General features: G+C 67.5%; 16 protein-coding genes. 3 read left to right on the forward strand and 13 right to left on the reverse strand.

Going from position 1 to position 15,793, the window contains the following annotated elements:
• Positions 1-17 precede the first annotated feature (17 nt).
• From cheA to fliE, 13 genes are all read right to left on the reverse strand, one after another.
• Complete coding sequence (gene cheA, locus G369_RS0130645; RefSeq protein WP_019657897.1) at positions 18-2,126, reverse strand: chemotaxis protein CheA; 2,109 nt, start codon at positions 2,124-2,126, stop codon at positions 18-20.
• 54 nt (positions 2,127-2,180) lie between these two features.
• Positions 2,181-3,059 carry a flagellar motor protein MotB gene (motB, locus tag G369_RS36570; protein WP_019657898.1) on the reverse strand — a complete coding sequence of 293 codons (879 nt, stop codon included), beginning with the start codon at positions 3,057-3,059 and terminating at the stop codon, positions 2,181-2,183.
• A gap of 33 nt (positions 3,060-3,092) precedes the next feature.
• Entirely contained in the window at positions 3,093-3,953 is an 861-nt protein-coding gene (gene motA, locus G369_RS0130655; protein ID WP_019657899.1) for a flagellar motor stator protein MotA, read from the reverse strand.
• Between the two features lie 74 nt (positions 3,954-4,027).
• Entirely contained in the window at positions 4,028-4,615 is a 588-nt protein-coding gene (gene flhC / locus G369_RS0130660; RefSeq protein WP_019657900.1) for a flagellar transcriptional regulator FlhC, read from the reverse strand.
• Entirely contained in the window at positions 4,612-4,974 is a 363-nt protein-coding gene (flhD, locus tag G369_RS0130665; RefSeq protein ID WP_019657901.1) for a flagellar transcriptional regulator FlhD, read from the reverse strand. Before flhD ends, flhC begins: the two co-directional genes overlap by 4 nt.
• Positions 4,975-5,311: 337 nt before the next feature.
• The gene (locus tag G369_RS0130670) at positions 5,312-5,587 is read right to left on the reverse strand and encodes an EscU/YscU/HrcU family type III secretion system export apparatus switch protein (RefSeq protein WP_019657902.1); all 276 of its coding nucleotides are present in this window, start codon (positions 5,585-5,587) and stop codon (positions 5,312-5,314) included.
• Positions 5,584-6,867, reverse strand: coding sequence for a flagellar hook-length control protein FliK (fliK, locus tag G369_RS39750; protein WP_019657903.1), 1,284 nt, complete (start codon positions 6,865-6,867; stop codon positions 5,584-5,586). Before fliK ends, G369_RS0130670 begins: the two co-directional genes overlap by 4 nt.
• 57 nt (positions 6,868-6,924) lie before the next feature.
• Positions 6,925-7,257 carry a flagellar protein FliT gene (locus G369_RS0130680; RefSeq protein WP_019657904.1) on the reverse strand — a complete coding sequence of 111 codons (333 nt, stop codon included), beginning with the start codon at positions 7,255-7,257 and terminating at the stop codon, positions 6,925-6,927.
• 28 nt (positions 7,258-7,285) lie between these two features.
• Positions 7,286-7,705, reverse strand: a complete 420-nt coding sequence (fliS, locus tag G369_RS0130685; RefSeq protein WP_019657905.1) for a flagellar export chaperone FliS — start codon at positions 7,703-7,705, stop codon at positions 7,286-7,288.
• 34 nt (positions 7,706-7,739) lie between these two features.
• Entirely contained in the window at positions 7,740-9,182 is a 1,443-nt protein-coding gene (gene fliD, locus G369_RS0130690) for a flagellar filament capping protein FliD (RefSeq protein ID WP_019657906.1), read from the reverse strand.
• A 58-nt stretch (positions 9,183-9,240) separates the two neighbouring features.
• A complete protein-coding gene (locus G369_RS36575; protein ID WP_019657907.1) occupies positions 9,241-9,597 on the reverse strand; it encodes a flagellar protein FlaG in 357 nt (118 codons plus the stop codon).
• 163 nt (positions 9,598-9,760) lie between these two features.
• Entirely contained in the window at positions 9,761-11,425 is a 1,665-nt protein-coding gene (locus tag G369_RS0130700) for a flagellin (protein WP_019657908.1), read from the reverse strand.
• 178 nt (positions 11,426-11,603) lie between these two features.
• Positions 11,604-11,921 carry a flagellar hook-basal body complex protein FliE gene (gene fliE, locus G369_RS0130705; protein ID WP_019657909.1) on the reverse strand — a complete coding sequence of 106 codons (318 nt, stop codon included), beginning with the start codon at positions 11,919-11,921 and terminating at the stop codon, positions 11,604-11,606.
• Between the two features lie 299 nt (positions 11,922-12,220).
• Between fliE and fliF the strand changes: the two genes are divergently transcribed.
• Genes fliF through fliH form a run of 3 tightly spaced genes read left to right on the forward strand, consistent with a single transcriptional unit; the run spans position 12,221 to position 15,789 of the window.
• Positions 12,221-13,966: a flagellar basal-body MS-ring/collar protein FliF gene (fliF, locus tag G369_RS0130710; protein WP_019657910.1), complete on the forward strand. Its 1,746-nt coding sequence runs from the start codon at positions 12,221-12,223 to the stop codon at positions 13,964-13,966.
• Complete coding sequence (gene fliG / locus G369_RS0130715; protein ID WP_019657911.1) at positions 13,959-14,957, forward strand: flagellar motor switch protein FliG; 999 nt, start codon at positions 13,959-13,961, stop codon at positions 14,955-14,957. Before fliF ends, fliG begins: the two co-directional genes overlap by 8 nt.
• Entirely contained in the window at positions 14,944-15,789 is an 846-nt protein-coding gene (fliH, locus tag G369_RS36580; RefSeq protein ID WP_019657912.1) for a flagellar assembly protein FliH, read from the forward strand. Before fliG ends, fliH begins: the two co-directional genes overlap by 14 nt.
• Positions 15,790-15,793 lie beyond the last annotated feature (4 nt).

A 15,793-nucleotide genomic window follows, 5' to 3' on the forward strand; every position in this document is an offset into this window, starting at 1 on the left:
GCTGTCTCCCTCGGGTGTCACAGCGCAATGGCGTCCGTCCTTCGGGCCGCGCCCGCGAGCGCGGCCGCGCTCGCGGCCTGCGCGCGCTGGATGCGCGGCATGGCGCCCACGTCGATGATGAAGGCCACGCTGCCGTCGCCGAGGATGGTCGCGGCGGAGATGCCGGGTACCTTGCGATAGTTGGTCTCGAGGTTCTTCACCACCACCTGGTGCTGGCCGAGCAGCTCGTCCACCAGCAGCGCGAAGCGGCTGTCGTCGGCCTGCACGATCACCAGGATGCCCTGCGTGGGATGCGTCTGCGCACCCGCCACGTCGAACACGCGGTGCAGCTCGATCAGCGGCAGGTATTCGCCGCGCACGCGGATCACGTGGCCGTCGGCGGTGATGGAATGCAGGTGCTCGGGCAGCGGCTGCAGCGACTCGATGACATAGCTCAGCGGCAGGATGTAGGCCTCGCTGCCCACCTTGACCGACATGCCGTTCAGGATGGCCAGCGTCAGCGGCAGCACGATGCGGGTGGTGGTGCCCTGCCCGCCGCGCGAGTGGATCTCCACGTGGCCGCCCATCTCCTGGATGTTGCGCTTGACCACGTCCATGCCCACGCCGCGGCCCGAGATGTCGGTGACCTGCTCCGCGGTGGAGAAACCCGGCGCGAAGATGAGCTGCCACACCTCCTCGTCGGGCATCGATTCGCTCACCGGCAGCCCCTGCTGCATGGCCTTGGCCAGGATGCGCTCGCGGTTGAGGCCCGCGCCGTCGTCGCTCACCTCGATCACGATGTTGCCGCCGTGGTGCTGCGCCGACAGCAGCAGCTGGCCGGTGGCGTCCTTGCCCTTGGCGGTGCGCACGTCGGGCGTCTCGATGCCATGGTCCAGGCTATTGCGCACCAGGTGCGTGAGCGGATCGACGATGCGCTCGATCAGGCCCTTGTCGAGTTCGGTTTCCTTGCCGTAGGTGTCCAGGCGCACCTGCTTGCCCAGCTTGGCGCTCACGTCGCGGATGACGCGCGGGAAGCGGCTGAACACGTAGTCCATCGGCATCATGCGGATGGACATGACCGACTCCTGCAGGTCGCGCGCATTGCGTTCAAGGTGGCCCAGGCCGCTGAGAAAGCGCTCGTAGGCCACCGGGTCGAGCATGGTCGCGGCCTGCGTGAGCATCGACTGGGTGATGACGAGCTCGCCCACGAGGTTGATGAGCTGGTCGACCTTCTCGACGTCGACGCGGATGGAGCTCGATTCCTTGCCCGCGGCAGAGGAAGCGGCGGCCGCGGAAGGTGCAGCGGGCGCGGCGGGTGCCGCGGCGGGAGAAGGCGCGGCCTGCGGCCTGGAGGCTTCGGCGGTCGGGGCGGCAACGGCTGCGGGTGCAGCAGCCGGCGCCGGAGCGTCGACGGCAGCCGCGGAGACGGCTTCCTGCGTGATGTCGATCTGCGATTCGTCGATGACGAAGCAGCAGACCGCCACGATGTCGTCGGGCGCGCATGTGGTTTCGAGCAGCACGGTGAGCTGGTCGTTGCTGCGGGTGCGCGACAGCACCTTGCCGAGGTTGGCCAGCTCGCCTGTCAGGAGTTCGCATTCGCTCTCCGACAGCCGGGCGAAGCGTACGCGCAGCGCACCGCTGCCGGCTGCGGCATCGGCTGGGGCCGCTGCCGGCTCGGGAGCGGCCACCGGTGCGGGCGCAGGGGCCACGGCAACAGGGGCCGGGGCCGGCGCAGGGGTCGGGGCCGCGGCGCTTGCGTCACCGCTTTCGAGCGCGAGTTGCTGAAGCACGCCGCAGATGTGCGCGACCATGTCGGGATCAGGCTCATTGCCGGCCTGGTAGGCGGTGAGTTGTTCTTGCAAGGCGTCCTTCGTTTCCAGGAATGCATCGATCATCCGGCCCGTCAGACGCAGCTGCCCATGGCGGGCGCGGTCCAGCAGCGACTCGAGTACGTGCGTGGTGTTGGTCAGGGCGGTGAAACCGAAAGTCGCTGCGCCGCCCTTGATGGAATGCGCCGCGCGGAATATGGCGTTGAGCTGCTCGCTGTCGGGTGTGTCGACGTCGAGCTCGAGCAGCAGCTGCTCCATCTCGGCAAGCAGTTCGATGGCTTCGACGAAGAAGGCTTGGGTGAATTGACTGAGGTCCATCGCTTGTCTTGAGGGTGTTTCTTGTTGTTGTGCGGTCCGCCGCCGTGCGCGCGCTCAGCCCGCCTTCGCGGTCGGCTTGCCGATGCGCAGCCCGCCGACGGGCTCCGCGCTGTTCTCGCGCTCGATGCGTTCCTGGGTGCGGTGGTTCAGCAGGATGATGCTGATGCGCCGGTTGATCGGGTTGCGCGGATCGGCCTTGTCCAGGTGCATGCTGTCGGCCAGGCCGATCACGCGCAGCACCTTGCCCTCGGTCATGCCGCCGGCCACGAGCTCGCGCCGCGATGCGTTGGCGCGGTCGGAAGACAGCTCCCAGTTGCCGTAGGAGCGGTCGTTGGTGTAGACGATCGCGTCGGTGTGGCCAGACAGCGTGATCTTGTTGGGCAGGCCGTTCAGCGCGGGAGCGAGCTCGCGCAGGATGGCGCGCATGTGCGGCACCACGCGCGCGCTGGCCAGCTCGAACATGGGGCGGTTCTCGGTGTCGACGATCTGCAGCCGCAGGCCCTCGGTGGTGATGTCGATGAGGATCTGCGAGCGGAACTGCTGGAAGACCGGACTCTTCTCGAGCAGCGCATCGAGCTTCTTCTTCATCTCGACCAGGCGGCTCGCATCGGCCTCGTCCTCGCTCGATGTCTCGGTGAGCCTGACCTCGCCCTCGGCGTGGACCGGATCGGCGCCCCCGCCGGGGATCATGCTGGTGCTGAGGCTGGACTTGTCGCCGCCGGTCAGCGCCACGCGCAGCGGCATGCGGAAGTGCTCGGCGATGCCTTCGCGCTGCTTGGTGCTGGAGATCGAGAGCAGCCACATCACGAGGAAGAAAGCCATCATGGCCGTCATGAAGTCGGCGTAGGCGATCTTCCAGCCGCCGCCATGGGCACCGCCGTGCTTGCCCTTGTGGACGTGCTTGAAGATGACCCTGGGCTTGTCGTCGCTCATGATGATCGATCGCTGCTTCCTGCGGCGCCCGCCTCAGCGGGCCTTGACCTCGCGGACGTGGTCGTCCAGCTCGGTGAAGGAGGGGCGCTCGGTCGAGAACAGCACCTTGCGGCCGAACTCGACCGCGAGCTGCGGCGCGTAGCCGTTGAGGTTGGCCAGCAGCGTGACCTTGGCGCACTGGTAGATCTTCATGCCCTCTTCCACCTTCTGCTCGATCAGCGAGGCCAGCGGCGAGACGAAGCCGTAGGCCAGCAGCACGCCGAGGAAGGTGCCCACCATCGCGTGCGCGATCAGCGCGCCCATCTCCGAGGGCGGCAGGTCGGCAGAGCCGAGGGCGTGCACCACGCCCATCACGGCGGCGACGATGCCCAGCGCGGGCAGCGCATCGCTCACGCGCGAGAGGCTGTGGCCGGGCACTTCGGCCTCGTGGCGGATGGTCTCGATCTCGTGGTCCATCAGCGCCTCGATCTCGTGGGCGTCGGTGTTGCCGCTGATGACCAGGCGCAGGTAGTCGCAGAGGAAGACGGTGATGCCCTCGTGCGCCAGGATGCCCGGATAGCGCATGAAGACCTCGCTCTGGGACGGGTCCTCGACGTCGGTCTCCAGCTTCATCATGCCTTCCTTGCGGGCCTTGGCGAGCAGCTCGTAAAGCAGCGCGAGCAGGTCCATGTAGAGCTGGCGGTTGTGCTTGGAGGTGCGCAGCAGGAGGGGCAGTTCCTTGATGGTGGCCCGGATGGTCTTGCCGTTGTTGCCGGCGATGAAGGCGCCCAGGGCGGAGCCGCCGATCATGAGCAGTTCGACCGGCTGGAACAGGACGCCGAAGTGCCCGCCCATGAGGCCGTAGCCACCGAAGACGGCACCGATCACCACGATGTATCCAACCAGAACCAGCACGCGCTTCCCCTCTCGCCCTCGGGCGTCGAATCAACAAAGCCCCCGGCGGCCGTGGCCGCGCGCGGGCACTTTTCCTAGACGGCGCCGCCGATGTCCATCACGGGCCCCACCGCGACCAGGCCGCCGCGCCGGCGCTCCGTCGCCTTGGGCTTGCGTGCCTTGCCCGCCCGCGAAGGCGGCCTGCACAGCACGCACACGTACCCGTTCTTGTTGTCGTGCGCATGGGCCACGAAATGCCCTCCGCAGCGGCAGCAGGTGCTCAGCTGCAGCATGTCGCTGTCGAAGAAGCGCACCATGGTCTCGGCGCGGGTGAAGTCGAGCACCACCTCGCCACCGTTGGCCTCGACCTGCTGCGCATAGAGGCGATACGCCTTGATGAGCGCGGGCAGTTCGTTCTCGTCCGCCTCGTCGAGCATGAAGCGGTAGATGTTGTAGAACATCGACGAGTGGATGTTGGCCAGCCACGTCATGTACCAGTCGGTGGAGAACGGCAGCAGGCCCTTGGGCGGAGACACGCCCTTGAGCTCCTTGTAGAGGCGGATCAGCCGCTCGCGGCTGAGCGTGACCGCGGCCTCCAGGAACTGCAGGCGCGCACCGAGGCCGATCAGCTCGATCGCGAGCTGGACCTGCCGGACCTCGCCGAGGACGCTCTTGCTGGTCACGCTGCGCCCGCTCCGCGCATCGGCGCTTCGGACTGGCCCTGCGCCTGGCGCGCGGCCATCAGTATCGACATGTGCGCCTGCTGCAGCGCGGGCTCCTTGCCCTCGCCGACCACCGCGAACATCGGGCGGTCATCCAGCCGGAAGCTGCACAGCAGGAAGTTGGACGCGGCCAGCTTCACGATCTGGCTGAGCGACATGTTCGCCAGCAGATCGGCCAGTTCACGGCCCACGCCGAGGCGGAACATGGCCTCGGCCCGGTCCTGCTTCACCAGCTTCTGCGCCAGCAGCATGTAGGCCAGATTTATCTCGCCGATTTCCCTCGAAATCACGCCGTTGGCGGTGATGTTGACGTTTTCCATGTCTGATCCCATTTCCGATTCAAAGCTCACTTCGTGCTCCTAACAATCGTGTATACATTATATACACAAAGTTTTACATGTTGAAGTGTTTTGTATGACAGCAGGACAAAAAAGGTAGGAAGGGTCTGACAAGAACGCCCTCGCTCTCCAATGGAGGTGGCAGGTTTACAAGTGTCAAACCTTTCGGTAACAAATGTTGCAAGAAGAACGAAAAAATGCCCGAAGTTATTCTTGAACAAGAATGAATTGATAAATCCTATGGATTTATTTCGAGCCGACGGAAGGGTTTTTTCCTGAATTCCGAGGCTCATGATTTCACATTGGTCCATCTGGTCAATTAGTCGCCTGCGCGACCCTCCAGCTGGTGGATCCAGGCCATCACCTCGGCCACCGCGAGGTACAGCTGCGGCGGGATCTGCCGGTCCAGGTCGACCTGCATCAGCAACTTCACCAGGTCGGCAGACGAGTGCACGTAGAGGCCGTGCTCGCGCGCCTCGCGCATGATCGATTCGGCGACCACGCCGTACCCCTTGGCGACGACCACCGGCGCACGCGTCTTGTCGGCGTAAGACAGCGCGACCGCGCTGCTGCGGTTGTCGAGCACTTCGCTCATGCGGCCTCCTTCTCGGCGACCAGCACCTGCTGCAGCTGCAGCCCCGCAGCGTCGAAGCGCTTCGCGAGCCGGGCGGTGTCTCCGCGCAGGCGCGCCACGGTGGACGCCTCGCGCGCGAAAAGTTGCGCCTGCACCGCCGGGCCGTCGAGGCTCAGCCTCAGGTCGACTTCGCCGAGCTTCGGAAATGCGAGCGACACGGTTGTCGACCAGCGGCGCGCGCCCTCTTCTTCTGCCGCCGAGCCCTCGCGTGCGTCGGACCGTGCCTGCTGTTCTTCCTCGACGCTCCAGCTCATCGGCACGTCGGGCCAGGCATGGCCATTCCAGCGGAAGACGGAACTGGCCAGCAGGTCGAGCTGCTGGTGCACCAGTGAGACGGCCTGCGGATGGATCACTTCGGCTGCGCGCGATGCGGGCTGCACCGCGGTGGCGTCGGCATGCCGTGCGGATTCGCTCGCGCGGTGCGCGGGCATCGAATCGAGCACGCCGCCGGTCGTGGCGCTCTCGAGTTGGCGGTACGCCGCCTGCACCCGCGCCGCGTCGCTCGCGGCAGGCTGCCATTCCAGAGCCTGCGGTTTGCCTTGATGGCTGGCGCCATCGGCGTGCTGTTGCTGCGCTTCGACGGACGACGCCTGAGGCGCGGTCACCTGCGCCGTGGGAGCTTCGTCGCCCTGCGGCACAGGCACCTGCACCTGCACCTGCGCAACGAGGGAAGGCAGCGCGTCAGGCAGATCCGCGATCGCCGCCGGCAGCGACACCGCCGCATTCGCCGGTGCCTTCACCGCAACGGGCGTCGCCCACTGGGCCTGCGGCTCCTGCTTCATCTGCGCGAGCGTGCGCGTTCCCGCCGCGAACGAAGCCAAGTGCGATTCATAGAAGAGGCCGCTGTCCGACACCGTCTGCGCCAGCGTGCCTGCCAGCGCGGCGGCGTTCACCGGCTGCGCGCGCGCGGGCAGCAGGGGCGCGGCACCGCGCACCGGTCCCGGCTGCGCCTGCAGATCGGCCAGCACGGCGCCGATGACCCGCGCGGCCACCGACAGCCGCGTCGCCATCGAGGGCTGCGCACCCGTTCCTGCGTGCAGGGTGCCGCCTGCTGCCGCACCCGGGATCTGCCTGTCGAGCGCCGCATTGGAAGGCAGCCGGACGTCGTTCTCGACCTTGCCCACCGCCACCGCCGGCCCGGGCGCACCGATGGTGGCCTCGGGCTTGATGCCGAGCACGTCCAGCCGCGGCGCGAGCCTTGCGGCGAGCAGCGCGTCGAGCAGTCCGGCGAGTGCAGTCATGGTCGGGCTTGTTCAGCGGGTGGAGTTCGATCGATCGGTCGGTGGCCGGCGACGCGCTCAGTGCGGCGGTCCGTAGGCCCTGCCGAGGTTCTTCTGCTGCGTGAGGTGCCCCATGCGGCTCATCAGCTCTTCGAGCTGCGGCTTGATGAGGCCCGACACCTCCGCCTGGTCGCTGCGGATGCGCTCCAGCAGGCGCAGAACGTGCTCCACCTGCGTCGCATCGAGCAGCTCGTGCGGCTCGATGGCCCGCAGGCGCTCCACCATCGCCGAGCAGCGCTCTTCGAGCGCCGGGAGCTGGCCCCACTCCTTGGCTCGCGCCAGCACCAGCATCGAGGCGATGCCGTTGGCCAGCTCTTCGTAGCAATGAACGACCTCACTCCGGAATGCCATGTTGTCCTGTTTCTCTTGTGGTTGCATTTCAGCCACGAGCCCGGTCGTCGATCTCCCGCCAGGCGGAAGCGATGTTCTCGAGGAGCCGGTCGGCCTCGTCCAGGGCCCGCACGTCGTTGTGCAGGTTGGCGCGGAACAGCTGCTGCACGACGTAGTCGTACAGCGCCGACAGGTTGCCCACCAGCTCGGCCCCGGCCTCGCCGGCCGCATCGGCGTCGAGCGCGGCCTTCAGGCCGTTGTCCACGATGCCGATGGCCTTGGAGATCGCATTGCCCTTGGCTTGCGTCTCGCCGGCTGCCATGTGGTGGCGCGCCATGCCGATCGCCGTCTTCGCGCCGTCGAACAGCATCGTGATGAGCTGGTGCGGCGACGCGCTCATCACGCTGGTTTCCACGCCGAGGCGTGCATAGGCGCCGGCACCGGTGCGCATGTTGTGAGGGGTGTACATCGGCTGCTACTCCAGGTTCTGCGTGTCGTGCGTCCTACTTGGACTGCTTCGACATCGCGTCGAACTGCTGCGTGAGGTATGTCTTGGTGTTGTTCAGTGTGTTGATCAGCACGTCGAGCTGGTTGAACTGCTTGCGATAGCGGTCGACCGTGGCGTCCACGCGCACCTGCATCGCGTCGTACTGCGTGTCGAGCTCCTTGATGGTGGCGGTCACGCCGTCGCTGGCCACCTTCAGGGCGCCCTTGGTCACGTCGTCCACCAACGCGTCGATCTGCTTGCCGTAGCCGGCCGTGCTGCCGGTGGCGCTGGAGAAGAGGTTCGCCACGCCCTTCAGGTTGTTGGCGAGCGCCTTGTCGAGCTTGTCGGAATCCACGGCCAGGGTGCCGTCCCTCTGGAAGGACACGCCGATCTCGGTGAGCACCTTCATGTCGTTCGCTCCGCCGGCCTGCGGCGTGATGATCGCCTGGCGGATGCGCGTCTGCACGGTACGCAGCGTGTTGTCCCCCACCAGCGCGGCGGCGGTCTTGGTGTCGGCGTCGTAGGCAGTCAGCGTCTTGGCGGTGCTCTGCAGGCTGTTGTAGGCCTTCACGAAATCGTTGATCGCCGTCTTCGCGCTGGCCGTGTTCTCCTTCATCGACAGGCCCGTCTTGCCGGTACTCACCAGCGTCAGCGTGGCGCCCTGGATGGCTTCCTTCACGGTGTTGGTGGCGCTCGTGATGTCGATGCCGTTCACGTTGAGCTTCGCGTTCTGCGCCGCCGCCGTCTGCTTCAGGTTCTGCGTGCCCGCCGGATCGTTGTTCAACAGGTTCTGCAGCGACGCGTCGCCATCGACCGAGATCCGCATGCTCGACTTCTCGCCGGTCTGCGTGGAAGTCAGCACCAGGCGATTGGGCGTGCCGCTGCCGTCGTTCACGATGCTGGCCGTGACGCCCGCGTTCGCTCCATTGATCGCGTTGCGGATGCCTTCCAGCGTATTGTTGGTCGGGTCGATGGTGATCGACTTGGTGGGCTGGCTCGCATCCGCGGTGAAGGTGGAGCCGCTGTACTTGCCCGTCGCGGCGTCGAAGGTTCCGCCCGTGACGGCGCCGAAGTCGATGGTGATCTTGCCGTTGCCGATAGCCGTCTTTGAATCGACCTGGCCTGCGCTGACAACCGTCTGCGCCTGCGCGAGCTGCGACACGTCGATGGTGTAGTTGCCGGCCGCGCTGGCGTCGGTGGCGGACGCGGAAAGTATGCCGCTGACCGTGGGCGTGCCGGTCACGCTCTGGAACAGCGTCGGGTCGCCCAGCTTCTTGGCGGCGGCCTGCAGCGTCGCGAGCGCGCTCTGGATCGTGCCGTACGCCGACAGTTTGCTCGTGTAGCTCTTGGCCTTGTTCTGCAGCGCCACCAGGGGCTGGCTCTCGGCGTCCTGGAGCTTCGAGAGCAGGTCCGCGAGGTTCAGGTTGGAGCCGACGCCCAGGCTGCTGATCGTTGCCATTTCTATGCCTTCTTGAATTCGTATCGATGTGGTTGCTGGATTCGAGCCCGATGCGGCCTCAGGCCGCGTGGTCCACGAGCAGTCCGTGGCCGCCGTTCATCAGCTTCGCGATGCGAACGACTTCCTCGTTGGGAATCTGGCGGATGACCTCGCCGCTGGCGCGGTCCACCACCTTGACGATGACCATGTCGGTCTCCTTGTCGACCTCGAACTGCAGGCCCACCTCGCGCAGCGCGAGCGACTCGTTCACCTGGCGCACCGCCTGCTCGACCTGAACCGGCGTCGCGGCCTCCTTCGCGTCGTCCTTCTCGGCCGTGGCGGCGACGGCAGAGGCCGCGCCCGCGGCGCCGCCGACGAGAAGCTGCGTCCACTGGTTGTCCTTCACGGGGTTCGCCGACACGGGGTTCAACATCATTTCCACCTTGCTGTGCTGGTTTCGCTGTTCTCTGCGGCCTCGCCCGCACGGGCATGGCCGCAGGGAGCAGCGCAGGCTCCCGGCTCGCGCCGGGGCCTGCGTTGGCCGGACCCCGCCCCAGGGGAGGGGCCCGGCTTTTCTCCGTCTGCTCAGTTCCTTTCGATCAACGCAGGAGCGACAGAACGCCTTGCGTGGTCTGGTTGGCCTGCGACAGCACCGAGGTACCGGCTTGCTGCAGGATCTGGGCGCGCGTCATGTTCGACACTTCGACCGCGTAGTCGGCGTCCTGGATGCGCGAGCGCGACGAGGACAGGTTGGTCACCGTGGTGCCGAGGTTGGCGATCACCGAGTCGAAACGGTTCTGCACCGCACCCAGCGAGCTGCGCAGCTTGTCGACCTTCGACAGTGCGGCGTCCAGCGCCTTCAGGGGATCGACCGTCGACTTGGCGTCGCTCACGGCGTTGGTCGTCAGCTTGCCGGGCTTGGTGGAGTCGGCGTAGACGGTGCTGCCTTGCGAATCGGTCACGACGCCGTTGGAGTTCAGTCGCACCGTTTCCAGAGCCGTGGTCGTCAGGCCGCTCGCACCCATGTATGCGCCGGTCACGGCACCGCCGGCGGCTGCCACTGCGTAGGCAACGGTCGCGCCAGCGCCGTCGATGTCGATGGAACCCGCACCCGCGTTGATCTTGGCGGCAACGGCGTCGGCCGAAGCTGCTTCGTTGGCCACCGTGAAGGCGTTGGCACCAGCAGCAGCGCCGGTGGCGTTGACGGTGTACTTGGCACCGGTCGAGGCGATCGTGATCGAGTCGCCGGCGGTCGTCATGCCGTTCGTCGAGTCGAGCAGGTTCGTCAGCGTGGCGGCGACCGTCGTGCCCGAGCCGGTCTTGGTCAGGTTGTTGCTGCTGTCCAGGAACAGCGCCGAGCCGTCAGCAGCGTCGGTCAGGGTGCCGTTGCTGTCGATCTTGACGGTCGTCGAACGCGAACCCAGCTGAACCGTGGCGGTCACGCTGGTGCCGGCGGCCGGGGTCAGCGAGGCGAGCGTGTTGGCTTGCGTGCGGGCGGCTTCGGCAGCGGTGTAGCTCTTCGTCGCGGCGCTGTACGTGTAGGTCGCGGCGCCGGTGATGGAGACGGTGCCGCCATCCTGCATCTTGGCCAGCACGTCGTTGGCCGTTGCGCCGTTGGCGGCAGCGGTCAGCGTGCGGGTGTAGGTCGTGCTGCCGTTGGTGGTCGCGCCTGCGGCGAAACCGGCGATCAGCAGGTCGGAAGCCGTGGCGGTCTTGTTCTTGGAGCCGGCGTTGTTGATGTTGAAGCCGTCCAGACCCAGGGTCTTGGCGCTGATTTCCTGCAGGTCGATGTCGATGGTTTCGCCATCGTTCGCGCCGACTTGCACGGTCAGCTTGCCGGCATCGGCCGACAGGACCTTCACGCCGTTGAACTGGGTCTGCTCCGACACGCGGTTGATTTCGTCCAGGCGCTGGCCGATTTCAGCCTGGATCGAGTCCAGGTCGCTGGCCGAGTTCGTGCCCGTGGCGGCCTGCACCGACAGTTCGCGGATGCGCTGCAGGTTGTTGTTGACTTCGGTCAGGGCGCCTTCCGTCGTCTGGGCGATCGAGATGCCGTCGTTGGCGTTGCGGGTGGCTTGCGTCAGGCCCTTGATGTTGGCCGTGAAGCGGTTGGCGATGGCCTGGCCGGCGGCATCGTCCTTGGCGCTGTTGATGCGCATGCCCGAAGACAGTCGCTCGATGGCGCTGTTCAGCGCCGACTGCGACTTGTTCAGGTTGTTCTGCGTGAGCAGGGAGAGGCTGTTCGTATTGATGACTTGCGCCATGTTCGACTCCTGATTGATGAAAAAAGGTTGTGGACTCCGGCTTTCGGCCGTAACGCTGGACCCGCTTCCACTTAGAGACTCAAGCCATCGTTGACTTGGTTATCGGCGGACCCCCGAGAACCTTTAGGGGCATGCACGAAAAAGTTGCATGGCCCCCGCCACATCACCCTTTCATCGATCAAGCCTGCAGGTTCATCACTTCCTGGTAGGCGGTCACGAGCCGGTTGCGCACCTGCAGACCGGTCTGGAAAGCGACGTTCGCCTTCTGCATGTCGACCATCACGTCGTTCAGCGCGACGCCGGGCTTGCCGAGCTCGAACGACTCGGCCTGGGCATAGGCCTGCTGCTGGGCGCCGCTGATGTTCGCGAGCGAGCGCTTGAGTTCGGCGGCGAAGCCGCCGGCCTCGGCTGGGGCGCTCGCGGCCGGCGCGATGCCGGTCTGGATCGCGGTCGCGCGCATCTGCTGCAGGACGGACTCGATGGCACTGATAGACATGGGATTCCCTCTTCCTGGATCTGTCTCTGCCCGGGCTTGGCCCGAACACTTACGGTTGACTTGACATGGAGGGTGCAAGGCCCTCCGGCTGGCTCGCAGCGTATCAAGGGAAGACCCCGATTCAAGCGCGCAACTGAGGGCAAAAACCCCGGCTGTTCGGCCATTCGAATTCCGGGTGACTGCTGACAATCGTCCGCGAAACGAACAGGCCGCGGACGACATCACCGGCCACCCGGAATGAAATCTCTAAACCGAAATTCCTCTCTCACCATGGCGATGGCCGCGACGAGGGTGCATCCATGAGCACGGCTGCGCCCGCGGGTGCGCTGCCCCAGGCCGGCGACGGCCAGCCGCCCCTGCTCGAACGCCTTCGCGCACAGCCGAGGCTGCCGCTGATCATCGGCGGCGCGGCCCTGGTGGCCGCCGCGGCGGCCTTCATGCTGTGGAGCCGCGGCCCCGAATACAAGGTGCTCTACACCAACGTGTCGGACCGCGACGGCGGCGCGATCATCGCGTCGCTGCAGCAGATGAACGTGCCCTACAAGTTCGCAGACGGCGGCGGCGCGATCCTGATCGCGGGGGACAAGGTGGCCGAGACGCGCCTGAAGCTCGCGGCCCAGGGCCTGCCCAAGGCCGGCGGCGTGGGCTTCGAACTGATGGATAACCAGAAGTTCGGCACCAGCCAGTTCGCCGAGCAGGTCAACTACCAGCGCGGGCTCGAGGGCGAGCTGGCGCGCTCCATCGAATCCATCGGCGCCATCGAGTCGGCCCGGGTTCACCTGGCGCTGCCCAAGCCCTCTCTCTTCGTGCGCGACCAGAAGAAGCCCTCGGCCTCGGTGGTGCTCGCGCTGGCGCGCGGGCGCAGCATCGACGAAGGCCAGGTCAGCGCCATCGTCCACATGGTCTCCAGCAGCGTGCCCGACCTCGACGCCAAGAGCGTGACCGTGGTCGACCAGCGCGGCAACCTGCTTTCCTCCGCGCGCGGCACCGACCGCGGGCTGGACGTGAGCCAGCTCAAGTACGCGCAGGAGATCGAACAGGGCTACATCCGCCGCATCGAGGCGATCCTGCAGCCGATCGTGGGCGCGAACAACGTGCGCGCGCAGGTGGCGGCGGACATCGACTTCTCGGTGGTCGAGCACACCGACGAGAAATTCAAGCCCAACCAGGACCCCTCGCAGGCCGCCGTGCGCAGCCAGCAGAGCAGCGAGTCGGCCCAGAACGGCGGCGGGCAGCCCGGCGGCGTGCCCGGCGCGCTGTCGAACCAGCCGCCGGTGAACCCGACCGCGCCGATCACCGGCCCCAGGGCGCCCAACGCCCCCGGCACGCCGCCGGCGCCGGGAACGCCCGGCGCACCGGGAGCCCCAGGCACGTCCACCGCCTCGACCGCCTCGACGGCCTCCACCGGCCCGAGCAGCACGCGCAAGGACACCACCACCAACTACGAGCTCGACCGCACCATCCGCCACGTGCAGCAGGCTGCCGGCGGCGTGAAGCGGCTGTCGGTCGCCGTCGTGGTGAACAACCGCGACGCCGTCGACGCGGGCGGCAAGGCGACGAGCCGCGCACTGACGCCGGCCGAGCTGGAGCAGATCCGCAACCTCGCGAAGGAAGCGATGGGCTTCAGCCAGGACCGCGGCGACTCGCTCAACGTGGTGAACAGCGCCTTCGCCCGCGACGCCGACAGCGCCCCCGCGCCCGAGGTGCCGTACTGGCGCGACCGCGAGAACATCGAGCTCGCCAAGACCGCCGGCCAGTACCTGCTGTACGCGCTGCTCGCACTCTTCGCCTGGTTCGCGGTGCTGCGTCCGCTGATGCGCAAGCACCTGGCGCCTGCGCCGGCACCCATCCCCGTCGCGCCGCTGGCCGATGCCCCGGTGGCCGCGGCAGAGCCGAACGAGAGCGCCGCGGCCGCCGAGGAGAGCCTGCGCGAACGCGAGGCCAACCGCCGCAAGGCCGACATGGAATACGCCCACCAGATCGCCGACAAGGACCCGAAGGTGGTCGCGGCGCTGATCCAGCACTGGATGAACAACGATGAGTAGCGAACAGGGAATCCGCAAGAGCGCCATCCTGCTGATGGCGCTGGGCGAGGACCGCGCCGCGGCCGCGCTGCACCAGCTGCCCACCTCCGAGGTGCAGGCGCTCGGCCTCGCGATGTCGAAGCTCACCTCCGTCTCCAAGGAGGAGCTGGCCGAGGTGCTGTCCGAGTTCCGCCAGGAGACCGAGCAGCTCTCGGCGCTGCACCTGGGCTCGACCAGCTACATCCGCGCGGTGCTGCGCAAGGCGCTGGGCGAGGACCGTGCCAGCAACCTGCTCGAGGACATCCTGCAGCCCGACGAGCCGCGCGGCGGCATCGAGCGCCTCAACGAGCTCGAGGCCGGCGAGGTGGCCGAGCTCATCCGCGACGAGCACCCGCAGATCCTCGCGACGCTGCTGGTGCACCTGGACCGCATGAAGGCCTCCGAGGTGCTCGAGAAGCTGCCCGCGCGCCTGCGCCACGACGTGATCATGCGCGTGGCCACCTTCGGCGGCGTGCAGCCCTCGGCGCTCAACGAGCTGACCGACGTGCTCACCGAGATGCTCGCCGGCCAGGGCCTGCGCCGCAGCCGCCTGGGCGGCGTGCGCACCGCGGCCGAGATCGTCAACCTCATGAGTACCAGCGTGGAGGAAGAAGCCATCGCCCACGTGCGAGAGCAGGACGAGGCGCTGGCGCAGCGCATCGTCGACGAGATGTTCGTGTTCGAGAACCTGCTGGGCCTGGAAGACCGCAGCATCCAGCGCCTGCTCAAGGACATCGAGAGCGACTCGCTCATCATCGCGCTCAAGGGCGCGCCGATGGAGCTGCGCGACAAGTTCCTCAACAACATGTCGCAGCGCGCCGCCGAGACGCTGCGCGAGGACATGGAGCTGCGCGGACCTGTGCGCGTGTCGCAGGTCGAGACCGAGCAGAAGGCCATCCTGCAGGTCGCCCGCCGCCTGGCGGAGGCCGGCGAAATCGTGATCGCGACGCCTGGCACCGATGAGTTCGTCTGATTCCAACGGCAATTTCGGCGGCTCCGGCGAGTTCGGCGACTCGCGCGAGCGGCTCGCCGCCATCCACGCCGCCGCGCGCCAGGCAGCCGGCGGGCCGCGCACCGGGCGCACGCCTGCGGCTCCGCCCGCGCTGTCGGCGTGGGAGCGCTGGGAGATGGGCACCATCGACGGCAGCCCGCGTGCCTCCATGTCGACGCCCGCGGCCCGCAGGAACGCCGAGCGCCGCAACACCGCGCCGCCACCGTCGCCGCCGCCCGCCCCCAAGGTCGACCTGGCCGACCTCGCGCGCATCCGCAGGGAAGCGCGCATGGACGGCGAGGCCGAGGGCCGCGCCGCTGGTCTTGCCGAAGGCCGCAAGGTGGGCCACACCGAAGGCCTGGCCACGGGTCTCGCGGCTGCGACTGCACATGCCGAGCGCCTGCGCGCGCTGGCCCGGTCGCTGCCCGATGCGCTGCGCCGCGCGGAAGAGGAGCTTTCGCAGACGGTGCTCGCGCTTGCGCTCGACGTGGCGCGCCAAGTGGTACACCGCACCCTCAAGGCCGAGCCCGAATGGGTGCTGCCCGTTGTGCGCGACCTGCTCAACACCGAGCCGGCCCTGCGCGGCGAGCCACGCCTTCTGCTGCACCCCGACGACGTGGCGCTGGTCAGAAGCAGCCTCGGCGAAGAGATCGAGGCCGCCGGCTGGCAGATGCGCGCGGACGACACCATCACCCGCGGCGGCTGCCGTGTGCAATCGGCCACCGGTGAGCTCGACGGCACGCTCGAGACGCGCTGGAAGCGCGTAGCGGCAGCCCTCGACGGCGAAGCCGACGGCAGGCCCGAAGTCCGGTGAACGC

Origin of the sequence: Variovorax atrisoli 110B (assembly GCF_000382045.1) — a bacterium.
Taxonomy (GTDB): domain Bacteria; phylum Pseudomonadota; class Gammaproteobacteria; order Burkholderiales; family Burkholderiaceae_C; genus Variovorax; species Variovorax atrisoli.